At 35.8% G+C, this 19726-nt stretch carries 18 protein-coding genes, 1 riboswitch and 1 other annotated feature; of the genes, 15 read left to right on the forward strand and 3 right to left on the reverse strand.

What is annotated here, in order from left to right; genetic code table 11:
• Positions 1-14: 14 nt before the first annotated feature.
• A complete protein-coding gene (locus HPY74_02825) occupies positions 15-1769 on the reverse strand; it encodes an AMP-binding protein (GenBank protein NSW89611.1) in 1755 nt (584 codons plus the stop codon).
• 537 nt (positions 1770-2306) lie between these two features.
• On the opposite strand from HPY74_02825, the gene HPY74_02830 reads away from it, so the two are divergent.
• The 4 genes from HPY74_02830 to HPY74_02845 all read left to right on the forward strand — a co-directional run bounded on the left by HPY74_02830 (position 2307) and on the right by HPY74_02845 (position 6078).
• Positions 2307-2774 (forward strand): helix-hairpin-helix domain-containing protein, encoded by a 468-nt coding sequence (locus HPY74_02830; GenBank protein ID NSW89612.1) that lies wholly within the window; start codon positions 2307-2309, stop codon positions 2772-2774.
• 623 nt (positions 2775-3397) lie between these two features.
• Complete coding sequence (locus tag HPY74_02835; GenBank protein ID NSW89613.1) at positions 3398-4159, forward strand: fumarylacetoacetate hydrolase family protein; 762 nt, start codon at positions 3398-3400, stop codon at positions 4157-4159.
• Between the two features lie 12 nt (positions 4160-4171).
• Complete coding sequence (locus HPY74_02840) at positions 4172-4891, forward strand: PHP domain-containing protein (GenBank protein NSW89614.1); 720 nt, start codon at positions 4172-4174, stop codon at positions 4889-4891.
• 140 nt (positions 4892-5031) lie between these two features.
• Positions 5032-6078 (forward strand): extracellular solute-binding protein, encoded by a 1047-nt coding sequence (locus tag HPY74_02845; protein NSW89615.1) that lies wholly within the window; start codon positions 5032-5034, stop codon positions 6076-6078.
• A 151-nt stretch (positions 6079-6229) separates the two neighbouring features.
• Here the strand turns inward: HPY74_02845 and HPY74_02850 are convergent, their stop codons facing one another.
• Positions 6230-6367 carry a hypothetical protein gene (locus HPY74_02850; protein NSW89616.1) on the reverse strand — a complete coding sequence of 46 codons (138 nt, stop codon included), beginning with the start codon at positions 6365-6367 and terminating at the stop codon, positions 6230-6232.
• A gap of 121 nt (positions 6368-6488) precedes the next feature.
• Here HPY74_02850 and HPY74_02855 point away from each other — a divergent pair, with 121 nt between their 5' ends.
• The 6 genes from HPY74_02855 (at position 6489) to HPY74_02880 (ending at position 14080) form a co-directional block, all read left to right on the forward strand.
• A complete protein-coding gene (locus HPY74_02855; protein NSW89617.1) occupies positions 6489-7649 on the forward strand; it encodes an iron ABC transporter permease in 1161 nt (386 codons plus the stop codon).
• On the forward strand, positions 7642-8292 hold the full coding sequence (locus HPY74_02860; GenBank protein ID NSW89618.1) for an ATP-binding cassette domain-containing protein: 651 nt from the start codon (positions 7642-7644) through the stop codon (positions 8290-8292). The genes HPY74_02855 and HPY74_02860 overlap by 8 nt, the downstream gene beginning before the upstream one ends.
• 13 nt (positions 8293-8305) lie before the next feature.
• Positions 8306-9514, forward strand: a complete 1209-nt coding sequence (locus HPY74_02865) for a hypothetical protein (protein ID NSW89619.1) — start codon at positions 8306-8308, stop codon at positions 9512-9514.
• Between the two features lie 123 nt (positions 9515-9637).
• On the forward strand, positions 9638-12154 hold the full coding sequence (locus tag HPY74_02870) for a hypothetical protein (GenBank protein NSW89620.1): 2517 nt from the start codon (positions 9638-9640) through the stop codon (positions 12152-12154).
• 25 nt (positions 12155-12179) lie between these two features.
• On the forward strand, positions 12180-13082 hold the full coding sequence (locus HPY74_02875; protein NSW89621.1) for a hypothetical protein: 903 nt from the start codon (positions 12180-12182) through the stop codon (positions 13080-13082).
• Positions 13083-13084: 2 nt separating this feature from the next.
• Entirely contained in the window at positions 13085-14080 is a 996-nt protein-coding gene (locus HPY74_02880) for a hypothetical protein (GenBank protein NSW89622.1), read from the forward strand.
• Positions 14081-14262: 182 nt separating this feature from the next.
• Here the strand turns inward: HPY74_02880 and HPY74_02885 are convergent, their stop codons facing one another.
• On the reverse strand, positions 14263-14742 hold the full coding sequence (locus HPY74_02885; protein ID NSW89623.1) for a zinc-ribbon domain-containing protein: 480 nt from the start codon (positions 14740-14742) through the stop codon (positions 14263-14265).
• Positions 14743-14972: 230 nt separating this feature from the next.
• A riboswitch (cobalamin riboswitch) is annotated at positions 14973-15206 on the forward strand.
• 174 nt (positions 15207-15380) lie between these two features.
• On the opposite strand from HPY74_02885, the gene thrS reads away from it, so the two are divergent.
• The 5 genes from thrS to rlmB all read left to right on the forward strand — a co-directional run bounded on the left by thrS (position 15381) and on the right by rlmB (position 19712).
• Complete coding sequence (thrS, locus tag HPY74_02890; protein ID NSW89624.1) at positions 15381-17288, forward strand: threonine--tRNA ligase; 1908 nt, start codon at positions 15381-15383, stop codon at positions 17286-17288.
• Between the two features lie 53 nt (positions 17289-17341).
• Positions 17342-17516 (forward strand) — a sequence feature (ribosomal protein L20 leader region).
• Positions 17517-17656: 140 nt separating this feature from the next.
• Complete coding sequence (locus tag HPY74_02895) at positions 17657-18148, forward strand: translation initiation factor IF-3 (GenBank protein NSW89625.1); 492 nt, start codon at positions 17657-17659, stop codon at positions 18146-18148.
• A 27-nt stretch (positions 18149-18175) separates the two neighbouring features.
• Positions 18176-18373, forward strand: a complete 198-nt coding sequence (gene rpmI / locus HPY74_02900; GenBank protein NSW89626.1) for a 50S ribosomal protein L35 — start codon at positions 18176-18178, stop codon at positions 18371-18373.
• A 14-nt stretch (positions 18374-18387) separates the two neighbouring features.
• On the forward strand, positions 18388-18744 hold the full coding sequence (gene rplT / locus HPY74_02905) for a 50S ribosomal protein L20 (GenBank protein NSW89627.1): 357 nt from the start codon (positions 18388-18390) through the stop codon (positions 18742-18744).
• Between the two features lie 122 nt (positions 18745-18866).
• Positions 18867-19712: a 23S rRNA (guanosine(2251)-2'-O)-methyltransferase RlmB gene (gene rlmB / locus HPY74_02910; GenBank protein ID NSW89628.1), complete on the forward strand. Its 846-nt coding sequence runs from the start codon at positions 18867-18869 to the stop codon at positions 19710-19712.
• Positions 19713-19726: the final 14 nt, after the last annotated feature.

Raw genomic sequence — 19726 nt, forward strand, 5'->3', positions numbered from 1 at the left:
TATTTTTTACCTGATTACATCCTTTCTACATATCGTTTAATTTTTCTTGTTGTGGTTTTTACAAATTCCTCTTCTTTTATTGAAAAATCCCTTACCCTTTTGTATAAGGGCATGCTTCTGTTTGCTGCCTTAACTTCATCTTCAATTATTTTATAAATATCATCTTCCGAAAAATTGTCTGTACCCAGCTTGTTTTTAATAGCTTCAAAATCGGGTACTATTTTCGCATAAACGAGAGTTTCGTCCGAACCTTCTTCATCTTTACCCCATACAAGTGATTCAAGTATATAAGGGCTTTTATTGAGACAGGCTTCTACTTCTTCAGGGTAAATATTTTTCCCGTTTTTAGTAACAATGACATTTTTCTTGCGCCCTGTTATATAGAAGAATCCATTACTATCCATTTTGCCTAAGTCACCTGTGTATAACCAGCCGTCCTTCATTACTTTTTGTGTGGCATTAGGGTCACCGAAATAACCAAGCATAACATTATTGCCTTTGACAACTATTTCGCCAATGCCATTTTCATCGGCATTTTCAATCTTAACCTCAACCCCAGGCAAAGGTTTGCCGATAGAGTCATCTCTGAATTCTTTATCATGGTTTACCGTAACAATAGGGGAACATTCTGTAAGGCCGTAACCCTGACGCACCTTAATTCCTAAAGACCTGAAACCTTTTGAAACTTCGGGGTTGATTGCAGCTGCCCCCGATATAATTAGCCTTACTCTTCCGCCGATATTTTCATGAATATGTTTAAAAAGCTTCCTGCGAATATCGATTTTAAATACATTTAGCAGCATATTGCTAATGAATATGGCAATTTTCAGTTTTGTTTTCAGGCCCCTTTTCTTTGATGCCTGTTCCCATATTTTTTTATACATACCCTCAAGTATTAACGGCACAAGAATAATTATAGACGGCTTTGTTTCTTTAAGGTTTTTGGCAATATGTTTTAATCCTTCATTAAAAGATATGGTGCAACCATTATATATCATTACTAAAAAACCGCAAGTGCATTCATATGTGTGATGGAGAGGCAGTATGGATAATACGGAATCGTTGCTGTCGATATAGAGGACGGAACATACGGCAGTTAAATTGGAACAGATGTTTTTATGTGACAGCATTACCCCTTTTGCCAGGTCTGTAGTACCGGAAGTAAATAAAAGTATACTCATTTTCTCTGCATCGACAGGAGCATCAATGAAGGATCTGTCACCGGATAGAATAAGATCTTTCCCTTTGGCTATAAGTCCACGGAAGGATAAAAAAACAGCTTCATCTTTAGTAGCTCCTTCGAAAGCATCTTTAGCAACATCGTCAACTGCGTCCATGTTTATAAAATATTTGACTGTCGTAAGCTTGGAGGATAGCATTTTCATCTGGTCGATAAACTTTCCGGAAAAGAATACAGCAGACGCATTAGAACGTATCAGTAAGTTTTCAATTTCTGCCGTAGGTAATTCCTTATCTAACGGCACAATGACTCCTGTACCGTTTACTACGGCAAGGTAGGTAACACACCATTCATAACGGTTTTCACCTATTACTGCTATAAACTTGTCTTTAAGACCCATGTTAATCAAAGCTGTACCAAGAGCGTCAATATCTTCTTTAAATTCAGAATAAGTTATTCCTTTGTAATTTTCTTCTTTATCGGCTTTAATCCAAAATGCATTTTTATTGGCGAAAAGTTCCACACTTTGTTTTACCATGTCTTTCAAATCTCTTATAGGTCTGACTTTGTAGATGGGCATAGTATTCATAACTTACAATCCCCCCGAAAGATATAAATTTATTTGATTAGTTATGCTTTAGGTTTAAGCTTCAGAGTATTATATATTTCTGTCCATTTTCAACATGATCGATATTATATTTATATTTATATCATAGAATACGTTAGTAATACAACATTAATTTAATAATTTTAATAATGAAGACTGTACAATAGATTTGCAAAAAAATTAATAAAAAGAAGGAAATTTTTGTTTTGTGTAGAATTATATATAAAAGAAAGGAGGCTAAATATGCCAATAAAGTTATTTAATATAACAATATATATAAAAAAGGAAATAATAGCAGTAATAGTTGTTTTTATGTTTATGTTAACAGCATTGGCGGGTTACTTGATTTCTAAAAGCGAAGATGACGTTGTTATTGATGCTAGGGATTTGCAGAATGCCGATACAAGTATACATAAAGATATGGATAATGAAAAAGAAAGTGTTGAAACTGAAGAAATCAAGGTGTATATAATAGGCTGTGTTAATAATCCAGGTATAGTTACTTTAAAGAAAGGACAAATGATATATGAAGCTATTGAGGCTGGAGGAGGTGCTACAAAAGAAGCAGATATAGAAAACATTAATATGGTATACAAGCTGGAAGAGAATGTAATGTTAAACATCTTACCCAAAGATAGGGCCTTTGCAAGCGAAAAGGACCAAAGCAATCCAGGGGGAGAAAAAAGCACAGATGCAGGGGGAGGCATACAGATAATAAGGGATGAGGGAGATTCGCTGCTTATTTACACTGGCGGAATTCAAGGTAAAGAAAACTCATTAGCGGCCTTAGGGGAAAAAATAAATATTAATACCGCCTCTATTGCTGAACTTGACACTTTGCCTGGTATAGGAAAGGTGACAGCGGAAAGTATTATAAAATACAGACAGCAATACGGAAAATTTAAAAAAATTGATGATATTATGAATGTACCGGGAATAAAAGAGAGTAAATTTGAAAAAATAAAAGATTTTATAACTGTCGAGTAAAAAAAGATGAATGAAATCACCTAAGGGTCAGTAAATTTTACTGGCCCTTATATATATAAAAAAGGAGGAAACTTCATGTATTTTTAATCTTTGTTATTGTTAATTATATTATATTAACTTTATTAAGAAAAAGTAATGCTATTATTTAACGACTTTTTTGAAAACTTGGGGTATATTTTTATGCAAATTCAACAATAGATTATTTTGACATAATCGGCAAAATAATAAGTAATGTTAATACATAGCCTAAAAACACGGAAGTGAATGGAATAACTAACCCAAACAGTAGTAATTTCCGTATTCTTCTTTGCCTGAGTTTTTTAAACTTAATCAGCCTTTTAGTTCTCATAATTTGTAGCTACCTCCTGAAATTATTAACATAATGCACTTTAATATAAGAAAATAATACCAAAAAAAATAAAAGATAGCTATTTCCTGGAAATATGCTTTCTACGCTTATATTAAATACATCGGAAAACTCAGTTCAATATCTTGTGTAAAACAACATGTAGTGCTATACTTTTCTAGTGAGTCATCATCAATAATAATGTAAATTTTGGGCGGGTTTAGTCACCCAATAATATGGGAAATTTTTACAAGGTTTTTATAAGGATGGTGTATTAATGGTTATATTAAGTTTTGATTATAATGGTAAAAACAGGACAGGTATTTTGGAAGATAATAGAATTAGAGAAATTTTAGGAAGTTGTTACGGGGAATTTGAACTAACTGATACATTCTATGAAATTAAAGATGTAAAGCTGCTTCCACCGTGTATGCCTTTGAAAGTTGTAGCTGTAGGTTTAAATTACATAGATCATATAAAGGAATTCGGTGAACGTGAGCTGCCGAAGGAACCAACAATATTTATTAAACTTCCTCATACAATCATTGGGCCGGAAGACAGTATAATTATTCCGAGAGGAGCAACTCGCGTGGATTATGAAGCAGAACTTGCTGTGGTAATAAAAAAGTACTGCAGGCGAGTTGGAAAGGAGGAAGCAGTCAATTATATATTAGGCGCAACTTGTTTAAATGATGTTACTGAGAGAAATATACAAGCACAGGATGGTCAATGGACTAGAAGTAAAAACTTTGAAACATTTTGTCCTATAGGTCCGTATATAGTTACAGATATTGATTATAACAACCTTGATATAAAGCTTTTATTAAATGGAGAAATTAAGCAACATTCAAATACATCTAATATGATATGGAAGGTAGAGGAGCTGGTAAGCTTTATTTCAGGAGTAATGCCTCTTTACCCCGGGGATATAGTTACAACAGGCACTACAAAGGGTGTAGGGCCTATGAAACCAGGTGATGTGGTAGAAGTGGTAATTGAAGGCATTGGTATATTAAGAAATTATGTAAAGGATGTATGAGGGACATAAACGATGGCTCTATATAAAACTATGTATAAATATGATGTGCACGTGCATACTTCTGAAGTTAGTCCTTGCGCAAAAGTGAATGCCCTGGAAGTGGTTAAACTTTATAAAAAAGCCGGATATGCAGGAATTGTAATAACCGACCATTATTTTAAAGGATTTTTCGAGAGCATAAATTCTTACAATTGGAAAGATAAAATGGATCAATATCTAGAAGGATACAGAAAGGCATTTAACGAAGGCAGAAGGATAGGATTGAATGTAATACTGGGTATGGAAATAACATTTACTGACAGTCCCAACGATTTTTTAGTTTATGGTATAAATGAAGAGTTTCTAAAAGAAAACCCTGAACTTTACAACCTCAATCTCAGGGAGTTCCGAGGGCTGATTGAAGGTAAGGGAATGTTGATATACCAGGCACACCCTTTCAGGACGGGGATTACTGTTCAAGATCCAGGGCTATTGGATGGTATTGAAGTGTATAATGGAAACCCAAGGCATGATTCGAGAAACCCTATTGCATATTTATTTGCATATGAAAATGGTCTTAAAATGGTATCCGGTTCAGATTTTCACCAGATCCAGGACTTGGCAAAGGGCGGAATTATACTAAAGAATAATATTGTTACTTTGGAAGATTTTGTTGAAGTTTTAAGAAATGGTGAAGGTGTTGAATTAATAATGAATGATAACTACTTGCATTTTGCAAATATAAGCAAATAAAAAAAGAATAAAATTATGAAGCTTCAGCGCCCGATATTTACGAAAAAATCTTGTTATTTTGAATAATATTGATATAAAATATAATTATTAAAAAATAAGAAAGATAAAAAAGATAAATGGAGGAAGGGGAGTAACCGGCAATGAGAGTGCCTGACGTTTCGTATAAACAAACACGTATTTTCTCAATTATTATTGCCATTTTATTGGTTTTTATTTTGTTTACTTCATGCAGGAGCGAAAACAAGGTTGTAGTCTATACTTCTGTTGATCAAAATTATGCTGAGCAGTTCTTTAAATATTTTGAAAAAGAAACAGGCATCAAAGTAATTCCTGCTTTTGATACAGAAGCGTCAAAAACCACGGGACTTGTTAATCGACTAATTGAAGAAAGTAAGAATCCTAGGGCGGATGTTTTTTGGAATGGGGAATTTGCCCAAACATTAGTATTAAAATCTGAGGGGGTGCTAGCCCCATATAAGTCTGAAGAAGCGGCAGCAATACCGGAATATTTTAAGGATGAAGAAAGCTATTGGACGGCTTTTGGAGGGAGAGCAAGGGTGCTTCTTGTAAATACAAACGTTTTGAGCGAAGAAGATATGCCGCGTTCAATTTACAGCCTGCTTGACGAAAAATATGACCCGAACAGAATAGGAATGGCTTACCCGTTGTTTGGAACCACGGCAACACACGCTGCAGCAATATATGCCGCTTTTGGACCAACTGATGCAAACAAGTTTTTTAAACAGATTGCAAAGAGAAAAATAAGGATTGTTGACGGGAATTCAGTAGTACGTGACTTAGTTGTAGAAGGAGTATTGGCTTTTGGGCTTACTGATACCGATGACGCTATTGGAGCTATAGAAAAGGGCGCTCCCGTAAAAATGGTATTTCCTGATCAAGGAGAAGGTGAAATGGGGACACTTATTGTTCCAAATACTGTCGCAATTATTAAAGGCGGTCCTAATCCAAAGAATGCAAAAGTATTTATTGATTTTATTTTAAAGCCTGAGAGTGAAAAGTATTTATTGGAAGAATTAGGGTGGATACAAACAACAGTTAGGCCTGTAGGAGCATCAAATAAATATTTCAACCCTGATAGCGTAAAGTCCTTAAAAGTAAAATTAGAAGATATTTACCAATATATGGAACAAGCTAAAAACGAACTTAAGGAGCTGTTTATTCGTTGAAAAAGCCAGAAAAAACTTTGAAACTTCTTCCTTATTGTTTTATTGTTTTATTGCCTTTCATATACCTTTTTACGGGCGGAATAATATATGCCATAAAAAATAAGGTGGATTTAATTAATTTTGTTTTTCCTTCCGGCAGGCGTATAGGAATTTATTTAAACAGTGTGTTCTTTTCTTTTAGTGTAGCTGCCCTGGATACTTTTTTAGGAATTTGGGCAGCTTCATTTTTATGGAGATTAAACTCACCATTTTTGTGTCGTTTACGCTGGCTAACCGTGGCTTTTGCCATATTGCCGCCTTATATACATGCTATGGCTTGGTCCAAATTATTTGGAAGGTTAGCTATTTCCTTCCCGCTATTCTTTTCAGGGTTGAGCCGGGGTTGGTTCATAACAATAGCAGTACAGACTATGGCTCTTTTACCTGCTGCTACCGCCTTAATACTTTCAGGACTTTTACCGATTGAAGAAAATATGGTTGCATCTGGACAGGTCTTGGCAAAAGATCCAAAGGTATGGTGGCGTATTGTTCTCCCAACAGCGGCACCCCAAATTATCTCCACGACGGGACTAATTTTCTTACTTAGCTTTTGTGATTATACAATACCTTCTCTTTTTTCAATAAATGTTTATGCGGTGGAACCATTTGTGGAATACAGCTCTTCATACAACGTATTCAGAGCACTTTTTACATCTCTGCCTTTACTTGTACCATCTGTTTTTGTATTTTTTTTCTCTATGAAAAATGTGCGCAAGTTGTTCCTAATGAAAAGAGAACAATATGTACTAAAATCTTTATTTCAATGGGGATTACCTTTAAGGCTGATACAGGTTACATCATTTTTTATTTTGATTTCAGGAGCAGCTGTATTGCTTATTGTAATGCTTTTTAATATTGAGGTTTTTAAGCAAGTACCTATGGTTATTTCTTCCAGTACTTCGGATATAGCCTATACCTTAATGATTTCTTTACTTGCATCATTAATTTCATTAGTTTTATGTGCCCTTGCAGCAAAAGCACTTAATGAATTAAAAAACCCCGGAATACTATGGAGTATTATTCTTTTACCTTTTGCTATTCCAGCTCCTTTAGTAGGTACGGCAATAATCGCTCTTTTTAACCATCCTATTAAATTAATGCAGTTTTTATATAACAGCATGTTAATGCCTGTATTAGCTTGTACAGTACGTTTTTCTCCCGTAGGAGTATTAATTTTTTCATCATACCTGGTACGGCTGGATTATTCTGCAATTGAAGCAGCGGGTATACTATCGGGAAATCGGATTAGAATTTTATTTAATATATCTTTTCCAATGCTTATGCCTGCATTTATTCTAACTTTTTTGAGCGTTTTTTTTCTTTCAATAGGAGAACTTGGAGCAACTGTAATGCTATTGCCGCCAGGCATGGGTACTTTGACTTTGAAAATATATAACTATTTGCATTATGGCGCAAATGAACGGGTAATGGCCCTGTGCCTTATTATTGTAAGTATAGTAATGTTACCGGGATTATTAATTGTTATATTATCATCAAAATCGAAAAAAAGGTCGGGATGTGGTTTTGATTAAATTAGTAAATATTACTAAAAAATTTAAAAACCGGATATTATTTGAGAAAATAAATCTTGAATTTTACGAAGGAACCAATACCTGGATTATTGGACCATCAGGAGCCGGTAAGACAACCATCTTACGGATTATTGCAGGACTTTTGGAGCCTGACGAAGGCTTTGTTTTCCAGAATGGCAAGCTTGTTGTAAAAAAAGGATTTCACGTCCACCCCTCACTCAGAAACTTGGGCTTTGTTTTTCAAAGCCATGCTCTTTGGCCACACATGACCGTATATCACAATATTGCATTTGGTATAGCGGATATGGATAAAAAGGAACAATCATTGCGTGTACATACTTTGTTGGAAGGGCTTGGACTAAAAGGATATGCAGACCGTTATCCAAGTGAACTTTCAGCAGGCGAGGCAGGTAGAGTAAGCATAGCTAGAATGCTGGCGCACTGTCCTAAACTTCTTTTAATGGACGAACCATTTTCTAACCTTGATGACGAAAGCCGAAAAAATGTATATGCTTTTGTAAGGGAATGGATTGCAAAGCAAAAAACAACCCTGATTTGCGTTACTCATAATAAAGAAGATATAAGTGCTTTTCAAGGAAATGTAATTATTTTAAAAAACGGGGTTGTAAACAAGCTATTTTAAGGAGTTAAGAATAATGGATAGCACTATGAAATATGTGAGAAAAAACTATGAAAAAAATTATGTACAAACTTACTTAAATAGTAACAAAAACAAGTTTTGTACATTAATACTATTAATATTAATTAGAACAATTATTTGTGTGTTATTTATGTACATAATGTCAGGATGTGAAAAGATTGAAAATCCGGACGAGTCAACTATTAATGTGCTGCCCGAAGGATGGTATCACTTTGAGAAACAGAATGAGTTCTCTTGTATTTTGGCAGATGAAAATATTGTACTGGCAGGGGGAACAGAAGGACTATTTAAAAAAAATAAAGAAGAAAACGGTTTTTCAATTATGCTTAATAATAAAAGGAAATATGAGATGGTACGCTCAATAATGAAGGACTCCAGGGGGCTATGGTGGATAGGACATCAAGATGGTATTTCTATTATGATTGAAAACGAGGTAGTCCATATTACTATGTTAAATGATAAAAAAATAGGGCAAGTGACTTCCTTCATGGAAGATAAAGATGGCAATATTTATTGCGGTACATATAATGGAGCTTGGCGGATTGGTCCTGGTATGGTAAATAGTATAAAAAATAGCATAAAAACGGGAATCAATTCGGATAACTATACCAAAGCAGGGGATATTAAACTAATAACCACAGCAGATGGCCTTTTGCACGATATGGTTAATGTGATGTTTTGCGACAGCAGGGGCTTTTTATGGTTTGGTAGTTATACTGCTAAAGGAGGAGGAATAACTAATATTAAAAATGATAGAATAAAGACATTTGATATTTTAAGTGGTCTTTTACAAAATTATATAACCAGTATAACTGAAGACGGTGATGGGAAAGTTTGGGTTGGGTCAGGGGTATATACCAGTGGTGGTGCAAATGTATTTTCCTATACGGGCAAGGAATATATTCTATCTGGGGCGTTGAAACTGGAAGATGGCCTGGCTGGAGACAAAGTAAGGCATATATATTTTGATGTATATGGCAATGGATGGTTTTGTTCCGAATATGATGGAATTGCCATATTTAACAGAGAAGAGAGAAGAATATACTTATTAACGGATAAAAATGGGCTTTCAGATAATGAAGTAAAAGATATATGTCCTGACACTGAAGGCAACTTGTGGTTAGCATGCCGAAGAGGGATTACTTATATCCCGGCTGAATGGCTTCAAAAGGAATTAGCAGGATTTAATGAAGTTTTAGATTAGGCTTATTAAAATTATTAAAAACTTATTATTATTATTGGTATATTGCTATTTAACAAGAGAAAAAGTATAATTTTACTATGAGGTTTTATAAAATTTAGTGTTTATAGGGGGGTGAAGTGGCTAATGGAGGAAACTTTGAAAACCGGCAGCGATAAAAATCCAAAGATGATGAAGGCTCCACAGAATACATTACAGTTAATTTGGTTTATTTTGAAAAGCATGATTAAGAATTTCCCTAAAATGATCGTACGGCTTATAATTTTTTCCATCTTATCGTTTTTATTGGTTTATTTCTTGAATATTTATGTCATAGCGGTTAAAAATGAAGGATGGAGAATAGAACTACCTGAGTCAAGCCCTTGGTATTGGCTTTTAAACCTGGGGAACAATCAGGCGGCCTTTTCGGCGCTTTGCTTGTTCTTTTTTTATTTTCTTTCTACAATTATACAAAGGATAATTGACCAGGGATTTAAAGTGTTTTTTTTAGAAATGATAGGTATACCCGGTTATATTATTAAATGTATTCAAGGGTCAAAAAAAACAGCGTCTGCCGTATTCTTTCTAGCAATGGGATTATCGATGTTACTAACATTTTTTTCGTCTTATTCGCGAAATAAATATCTTATGTTTACTTTAGCTTTTGGGTTCTTAATGACTTTCTCCAGCCAATATAATACTTTTCCTCATATTTTTCTAACTTTTTTGTGGAATGATCTGCAGAGAGTTTTTCGGAAAAAGGAAGAACCATCTCAATTAAACCCGTACGCTCTGTCGATGATTATTTTAGGATTGTTTCTCGGTTTTGTTTTGCTTGGCGTAATAAGAAAACAGCCTTTAATACCAATTTTAGTTTCAGTTATTTGCTTTGTGTTGGCGTTTCTTATACTTAGGGGTAAAATGGCCCCGAAAACCGCAGCAGCAATATTTTTCTTTACCTTAACATGTTTTATACTGCACTTTTTAGGCAGAGAAGTTTTGGCCGATGATGGAGGTCTACAGGAAGCAGGAGGCACATGGCAGAGCTGGAATAACAGCCCGGGAGCTAATGAAATAAAACAATTAGGCGTTAAACCGGGTTTGTTAGGAAGTGCCGGTTCGCTATTAGGAAGCATTTTTACAAGCGCAAAAAATGCTGTAACAAGTGCAGCAGAAGCAACATGGAGCGGAGTTAAATATGCAGGTGGAAAAGTGGTTGACGGAGCAATTTATGTAGGAAGTAAGATTAAGGAAGGCGCAAGCTATGTAGGGGGTAAGATAAAGGAAGGTGCAGATTATGTAAAAAGTACCGTATCTTCAGCATACCAGACTACCAAGGAATTTGTAAGGGACCTTACAGATCCGGAAATATTGAGCCAGACCTGGAAGAACATAAAACAGGATTTTGCGGAAGCAGCAACCCAGATTAAGGAATTTACAGGAAATACTTGGGATAAAACCAAGGAATTGGCATATGATATTTATAATAACCCTGGGAAATATTGGGAAGGCTTTAAGCAAACAGTGCAAGATGCTTTAAACGAAACCTGGCAGATTGCGAATGAAATCTATAATGATCCCAGGATAATAGTTGACACTTTTAAAAATAGTGCTGAAACTGTATGGAATATAGGTAAAAACATAGCTGATGGAATTTATACAACTTTAACCGATCCGAAAAAAGCATGGGAATTTGCAAAAGATGCTCTTGGCATCAATAATTTTAGCAATTCTATTGATCCGAATAGATCATTAATTGACAGAATTAGCCAAGTAGGAATTGGAGTAGCAAAATTATATACTACATTAACCGGCGCACAGATGGCTGCAAGTGCTGGAAAGAAGATAATGGAACAGGGGCTTAAGCAGACATTTAAAAATTTAGCTGATGATATAATTAACTTTACAAAAGATCCAAGAAGGTATACGAGAACGATGCCGGGAGCAAAGAGCCAGTACATATCCAAGGGAGCGGGCAATACTACTTGGATGCCTAAAAATGCCACAAAAACAATACAAAAAGTTGCTGAAAAAGAAGGAGTCCAAATTTACGTGAGATATGGAAACCCTGCGTCCAGAAAATTTATTGAAAGCGGCGCGGCGCTTCCAAAACCTATGATTATTAAGAATAAAACAATAAATAAATTGGATACTTTGCTTGGGGCTGCAAAAGAGAATGAAGGGTTGGTAGGTTGTTTTAAGCCCAAATGGCCGCCAAAAGAAGTAATAAATAAGATGAGGCCTGAAGAAGTTACTAAACTTTATAAGCGTTATGAACAAAGAATGGAAGAGTTTAAACAATTTACAAAAAAAGCCAAGTCATTAGTTGACAAAAATGGTAAACCTCTCATTAAAATTGAAAATGGTATTGTTAAGGATGTTAAAACAGGAAAACCTTATGCAGGTGATATTGATATATTTGATATAAGGGATGCTACAGGTAAACCTGTTTCGTATGCAAAACACGATAAAATTATCCGTGAATTGCAGAAAGAAGGGGCATCGGTAGAACATGGAGCGCTTACCGAATGGACCAGCCGCTCGGATTTTAACAAAAAAGCTTTTGAGGGTATGGTAAAAGAGGCTGCAGAGGGTGGAGAGGGAGTTTTAGGTTTTAAGCCAGGAGGTCCGCCCACCCATAGCGTTTTAACAGGGAAAATCTAAGTTTGGTTTGAAAGGAGGTTAAAAGATGGGAGAAGATTATTTTAATTATAATAACATCAGTAGAAAAGAATTTTTGCAGAAGTATTTTAAATTGAGAACTGAGTATGAAAGAGTATTGATAAACCGGGAGTTTTTTTCGGATGAAGAAGCAGAGGAAATAAATAAACAAGACGACAGGTTAGAAATACTTTTAAACGAAATAGATGCCTGGGAAAAAGAATATCTAAAGCACTTGCCATACGTAAATATTTCAAGATCGCCTTTTACAGGACAGATTTTGAATATAAGTATTGATACAGGGGGCATTGACGGGCCTTGGTGGGAATATGACAGGCCTTTACGAAACCAGGAGGAAAGGATAGAGACATTTTTATGCATAGATGGTGCAATGAAATTGGAGGGTGAGATTGAAAAGTCCCCCTTTTTAGTTAAGCCAGGTCCGGAAGTTCCCTTTATAATTCCAAGCTTGTTATCTCAAGATAATGTCAGAGCTGTTATTTCGAGCTTGAAAATAGGGAAGCATACCGGCTACCCGATAGTATACTATGCAGTAGGAGCTGAAATTCCCGAAGAGCGGACTAACGACTGGGGTAGCAACTACTACCGCATTGTTGATGATGAAGGTATAGACAGGTTTTTAAATTCGCCTATCCTTTGGTTTCAGTATGATTATGATTTAAAACCATGGATTATGGCTGGAAAGTTGTTTTGGATTAAGCCGGGAGATTACTCTTTAACACTCAGGGCTGATTGGGAGAATTGTCCATACTTAAATTTAGAATGTAATAAAAGACTTCCCCAAATTATCATTGATGGAAGCATCGAATATGCGGAAGAAGAGGATGAGGACGAAAACATCGCATTCCATATGTCAGAAGAAGAAGTAGACCAATTATTAAAAGAAATTAGAGAAGGAGGGGTAGAATAATTATGAGTATTGGTGAGCCGGTAATAATTAACAAAAATGAGATCAGTTTAATATTAAGGCAATTGGGGCTGAATATAAACCCTTTATCGCCGCTAAACAATATAATTAATAATTTAGGACAAGGAGCGGCCACACTGTCTAATTATACGCAGAACCTTATTAATCAACCCCACATAAAAAAAATGTTTGAAATTATTGCATTCCCTGTAGTGCTTGTTACCAGCCGTATAGGAGGGGGAAGTGTGGCATTTGAGCAGATGCAGCTTTGTTACCGTAAGTTTTCCGGCGATATGTTGGTTTCCTTATTGGAAATAAGCGAAGAAAACTTAAGCTTACAAAGTTATGAGCCGGCTGATGCTTTTTTTGATTGGTGGTGTAGCAATTTTGCTTGTAAAAATGAACAAGTAACTGTAAATTATATCCCCCCAACAATAACACTGGACGGGCTAATGACGTTATTTCATACCATTGATGCCTTTAGGCGAGCTACATATAAAAACCTATTGAATTATGAATTTACCCGTGTTTTATCAATTTCATCCCAAGAGTTTACGGAAACTGTCCATAAGGCGTTAAGAAGTATGGATATTAGATGGCTGCTCCCGGCTTTTGTTTTTCTGGTTCCGGGTATTGGAGAATATAGATTAAACAATAGTCCTGATAATTTCATTGAAGCATGGAACCGTAATTTTTTAGTAACAGTTGTTGATAAGGAAACAGGAGCTGAAAGTATTGGCTTTGGGGAAGCAGGGAGAAATATGGGAATGGAGTTTTACAGGACATGGCTTATGGGTGCGGGATTTGAAATAAAGCGCTTAACCGGAGATGGTATAATTGTGCTGTCGCGGTTTTTCATAGCTCCTACAAGCATTTCCAACCATTTTTTTGAGCTGGAAAAAACAAAAGATGAAACTGCCATAGTTAACCACCAACCTTATACATACAGCCAACTGGTGCAAAAGATGAAACATGTATTTAGTAACGCAGTTAAAATATAAAACAACAAGTTTAAATAAGTTTTTGCATGGAACTGTAGGGTTCCCTTGTGAACAATAAAATTTACTGCGATGTTCCAAACCTATGGGCGAAGTGAATTTTATTGATTATAAAATATTACAAGGAAAAAAGGCGGATGTACTGTACATCCGCCTTATTAGAGCTAATTAATAAAACTAAAAAACTAATTTAACTTATTACCACAGCTTGGGCAAAATGCTGCACCTGGCACAACAGATGCGCCGCATTTTGTGCAAAAAGTGCTGACGGAACTGCTACCTTGCCCTCCAGCAGCTTGTGCTCCTTGTTCCTGTTTTGCACCGCATTTGGGACAGAACATTACATTTCTGTCAATTTCTGTTCCACATGATGTGCACAGTTTAATATTTTTGATTTCCATAATTTTGGCCTTTAAACCCTTTATTGCTTCTAGATGAGACTTTATTTCTTCGCAGTCATTGATAAAATCCGGGTCTATTTGGAGGCCAGAGCAAAATTTTGCGTAAATACTTTCACCGATTTTTATGTATAGTTTTTTGATCTTATCTTCTTCTGAGCTGATGTTCATGTTTAATTTTGTGATTTCAACAAGTTCAGTAGATTTTTTTGCGGCAGCCTGGGCTGCTTCACTGACCTTTTTGCTAAGGTTATCAAATAACGGCATGTAGGATTCCCCCTCTCTCAAAATTCAATCAACAAAATTATTATACCAAATAGAGTATAACTTTTCTATAGTTTAGGAATTTATTTTATTGAAAAGCTGCTATAAGGAAAAGCAAATGAGCATAATATAAAAAAACTACAAAATATCTGAAATAATTTATAGAATTAGTTTATAATGTAAGATAGTATATAAAAAAAGTACTTAATATTGTTAAAAATTACTTATATAAACTGAATAATGAGATTGCAAGTGCCGCAAAATATCGGCTTGATAGGGGAAACAGGTGAGAATCCTGTGCGGTCCCGCCGCTGTAAAAGGGATGTCCATATCATCTTAAGATATTGACACACACAATACATACAGCTATAATTAAATGTAGATATTTATTAATCCGGCAGTGACGAGAAGAGTAGGCTGCCCTATTCCCTCAAGAGAGAAGGTGTAGTTGCTGGAAGCACCTTTAGGGAAAAGCAGTTGAAGACCACCTCTGAGCTGGAAAGGTGATTCCTATATAATCATAATGAGTTCAAAGTAGGGTGGAACCACGGGAGAAGGCTCTCGTCCCTTGTAGAGGGATGAGAGCCTTTTTAATGAGAACGGTGAGTAAGTAAAAATATTGTACCAGGAAGGTGAGTTATATGATAAAAGTTACTCTTAAAGATGGAAGTGTTATGGAATTTAACAAAGGCATTACTATTAAGGAAGTTACTGAAAGCATCAGTATAGGGCTTGCCCGGGTAGCCATGGTCTGTGAAGTTGACGGGGTTGTGCGGGATTTAAGTTATTCTCTTCAAAAAGACTGCAAATTGAACATCCTTACTTTTGAAGATGAAGGGGGGAGGGAAGCATACAGGCATACTACTTCCCACATAATGGCCCAGGCTGTAAAAAGACTTTATCCTGATGTTAAACTGGCAATAGGTCCTTCGATTGACACAGGTTTTTACTATGATTTCGATACGGAAAAGCCATTTTCTGTTGAGGACCTGGAAAAAATAGAAGAGGAAATGAAGAAAATTATCAAGGAAGATTTCACTATTGAAAGATTTACCCTTCCAAAGGATGAGGCAATTAAATTTATGGAGGAAAAAGGTGAGCCGTATAAAGTTGAATTAATAAAGGATTTACCGGAAGGAGAAGAAATATCTTTTTATAAGCAGGGTGAATTTATAGATTTGTGTGCCGGCCCTCATGTGCCTTCTACAGGGAAAATAAAAGCTTTCAAGCTTTTATCCGTTGCAGGTGCCTATTGGAGAGGAAATGAAAAAAATAAAATGTTGCAGAGAATATACGGTACTTCCTTCCCGAAAAAAAGCCAGTTGGATGAATACCTTTTCAGGCTTGAAGAAGCCAAAAAGAGAGACCACAGGAAGTTGGGAAGAGAACTTGACCTTTTTGATATTATGGAGGAAGGCCCCGGATTTCCTTTCTTTCTTCCCAAAGGTATGGTCTTGAGAAATGTACTTGAAGACTACTGGCGTGAAGAACATAGAAAGAGAGGGTACCAGGAAATAAGGACACCCATTATTCTCAATGAAGATTTGTGGCATCGTTCAGGCCATTGGGACCATTATAAAGAAAATATGTACTTTACTAAAATAGATGATGAAAACTATGCAATAAAGCCAATGAACTGCCCAGGTGGAATGTTGGTTTATAAAAGAAGGCTGCATTCTTACAGGGATTTGCCCCAAAGGATGGCAGAGATGGGACTTGTCCACAGGCATGAGCTTTCCGGGGTGCTTCATGGGTTAATGAGAGTTAGATGTTTTACTCAGGATGATGCCCATATATTTATGACACCCGAGCATGTCAAAGATGAAGTTCAAGGGGTAATTAACCTTATTGACGATTTTTACAGGGTGTTTGGTTTTAAATACCATGTAGAGCTTTCTACCAGGCCTGAGAATTCCATGGGTTCAGAGGAACAATGGGAAATGGCAACCAATGCATTAAAGGATGCAATGGAATCTATTGGCATGAAGTATAAAATTAATGAGGGGGATGGTGCGTTTTACGGCCCCAAAATAGACTTTCATCTCGAGGATTCCATAGGACGTACCTGGCAATGCGGGACTATACAACTTGATTTTCAGATGCCCGAAAGGTTTGATTTAACATATATAGGGCCTGACGGCGAAAAACACAGACCTGTAATGATCCACAGGGTTGTCTTTGGAAGCATAGAGAGGTTTATTGCAATACTGACTGAGCATTTCGCAGGAGCTTTTCCTGTATGGCTTGCTCCAGTCCAGGTTAAAATATTGCCCCTTATAGATAAACATTACGAGTATGCGGCTGAAGTAATGAAAATATTGCAACAAAAACGTTTAAGGGTTGAGATGGATTCAAGGAATGAGAAAATCGGATACAAAATAAGGGAAGCGCAACTTGAAAAGGTACCTTATATGCTGGTTATAGGGGATAAGGAAATGGAAAAGGGTGAAGTTGCTGTAAGGTCGAGGAAAGAAGGCGACTTAGGTCCTATGGCTGTAGATAAGTTTATAGAGAAAATTACAAATGAAATTAATAAAAAAATATTATAAATTTGCAAACTCTAAATTGACAACTTAATGAACTTGTGCTATCATAAAAAAGCAAAATAAAGAAGAAGTCAACCACTTCTCACCTTGCGAACAGTGCGTTTGTCAAGGTTAATAACTATGATACAGCGGGCCAGGTTAGGTTAACTGTGTTATGTTAAGGAGTTATAAAAGGTAGGACCTTTTAGGAAAAAGTGGATTGAGTTCTTCAATCCACTTTAATTATTATTAATTAATTACTATATAAAGTAATTGTTATATTAAATTTGAGGGGATAATTAAACAGGAAAATATTAACAGGTGATGGAGGTTCAATGCTTCTTGCCTGGAAAACTTGATGGAGGTGTCTGGTTATTATAAAAGATCAATTAATGGTAAATGAGGAAATAAGGGACAAAGAAGTACGGCTAATTGACGTTGATGGGACAATGATAGGTATTATGTCTGCGAAAGAAGCACAGAAGATAGCAAATTCGAGGAATTTGGATTTAGTTAAGATTGCCCCGAAGGCTAATCCACCGGTTTGTAGAATAATGGATTACGGTAAATATATGTTTGAGCTTTCCAAAAAAGAAAAAGAGGCCAGGAAAAATCAGAAAGTTATCAATGTCAAGGAAGTACGTATGAACCCTACAATTGAGGAGAATGACTTTAACTTTAAAGCAAAGAATGCCATGAGGTTTCTTCAGGATGGAGATAAGGTTAAAGTTATTGTAAGGTTCAGAGGTAGGGAAATAAATTACACCTCAATAGGGCAAGAAATGTTGGAAAGGTTTGCAGAAGCTGTTAAAGATGTAGGAGTGGTTGAGAAAAAACCGAGACTTGAAGGTAAAAATATGGTTATGATACTGAACCCGAAATAAAGTTATTTTAAGGAGGAGAATAAGAAGATGCCTAAAATTAAGACACATAGTTCTTCTAAGAAACGGTTCAATTTAACAGGAAAAGGAAGGATAAAGAGGGCCAAGGCCTATAAAAGACATATTCTAACAAAGAAAACCGCTAAGAGGAAAAGGAACCTAAGAAAAGGTACTTTAGTTTCTAATGCAAATTATTCGACAGTTAAGGCATTGATTCCATATAAGTAAGGAGGGTATATACTATGGCGAGAGTAAAAGGTGGAGTAAGGACCCGGGCCAGGCATAAAAAAGTGCTTAAACTTGCAAAGGGGTATTTTGGCGGGAAAAGCAAACTCTATAGAATAGCTAACCAGGCTGTAATGAAGTCTCTTTTCTATGCGTATAGAGACAGGCGCGCAAAAAAAAGAGATTTTAGAAAGCTTTGGATAACTAGAATAAATGCTGCAGCTCGTATGAACGGGATGAATTACAGCAGGTTTATGAATGGATTAAAGAAAGCTGGAATAAACCTTAATAGAAAGGTTTTGGCAGACATGGCTGTAAATGATTTTGAAGCCTTTTCCCAGTTGGTAAATCAGGTTAAAACCGTTATAAATTAGGAAAACTTAAGTTGGATGATATTAATGAGGATGTAGTGGACAAGTATGGTAAATCCGAATACCCCCGGTTTAAATGTGTTAAATACGGGGGTATTTCAATTGTATGCAGAAAGGATGAAAAAATGAAATTCATATCTAGCAGTAATAATCCCCTGATTAAAGAAATAAAGTCTTTGAAACTCAGAAAACATAGAGAAGCAAAGGGATTATTTTTCATAGAAGGGGTGAGAATTGTTGAAGAAGCATTAATATCGGGAGCCGAAATAGAAGAAATAATCATATGTGAGAAAGTAGAAAAGGATGAAAAGATAGCAAAATTACTATCAGCTGCCAATTACAGGGGATATGATATATTTGTAGTTCGAGAAAGCCTTTTTAATGATATTTCTGATACACAAACCCCCCAGGGTATACTTGCTGTTGTTAAAATGAACTCTTATGGTTTAAAAGATATTATTGGAGAAAATATCATTGAAGGAAGTGTTAAAAAAAGCACTAAATGCTTTGTTGTTCTCGATACAATACAAGATCCCGGAAATATGGGGACAATTATTAGAACTGCTGATGCAGCAGGTTTTAGAGGTGTTATTGCTTCAAAAGATTGTGTTGATCCATATAACCCTAAAGTGTTACGTTCAACTATGGGTTCTATATTTCATATACCTATCCATTTATCCCTTAACTTAACAGAAACATTAAAAGAAATAAAGACCAATGGCATAAGAATATATGCTACCCATTTAAAAGGAAATAAATACTATTATGAGGTTGATATGACTAAAGATATGGCAATAATCATAGGTAATGAGGCCAACGGCATTAGCATGGAATCTGAGTCAATGGCTGATGTACTAATTAGGATACCCATGCCGGGAAGAGCTGAATCTCTTAATGCTTCAGTGGCAGCAGGTTTGTTGATGTATGAACCGCTCCGGCAAAAGGCCTCTCGGGAAAGTGCCTTGCGGTAAAGGGTTACCCTCCT

It is taken from the genome of Bacillota bacterium, from assembly GCA_013314855.1.
Classification (GTDB): domain Bacteria; phylum Bacillota; class Clostridia; order Acetivibrionales; family DUMC01; genus Ch48.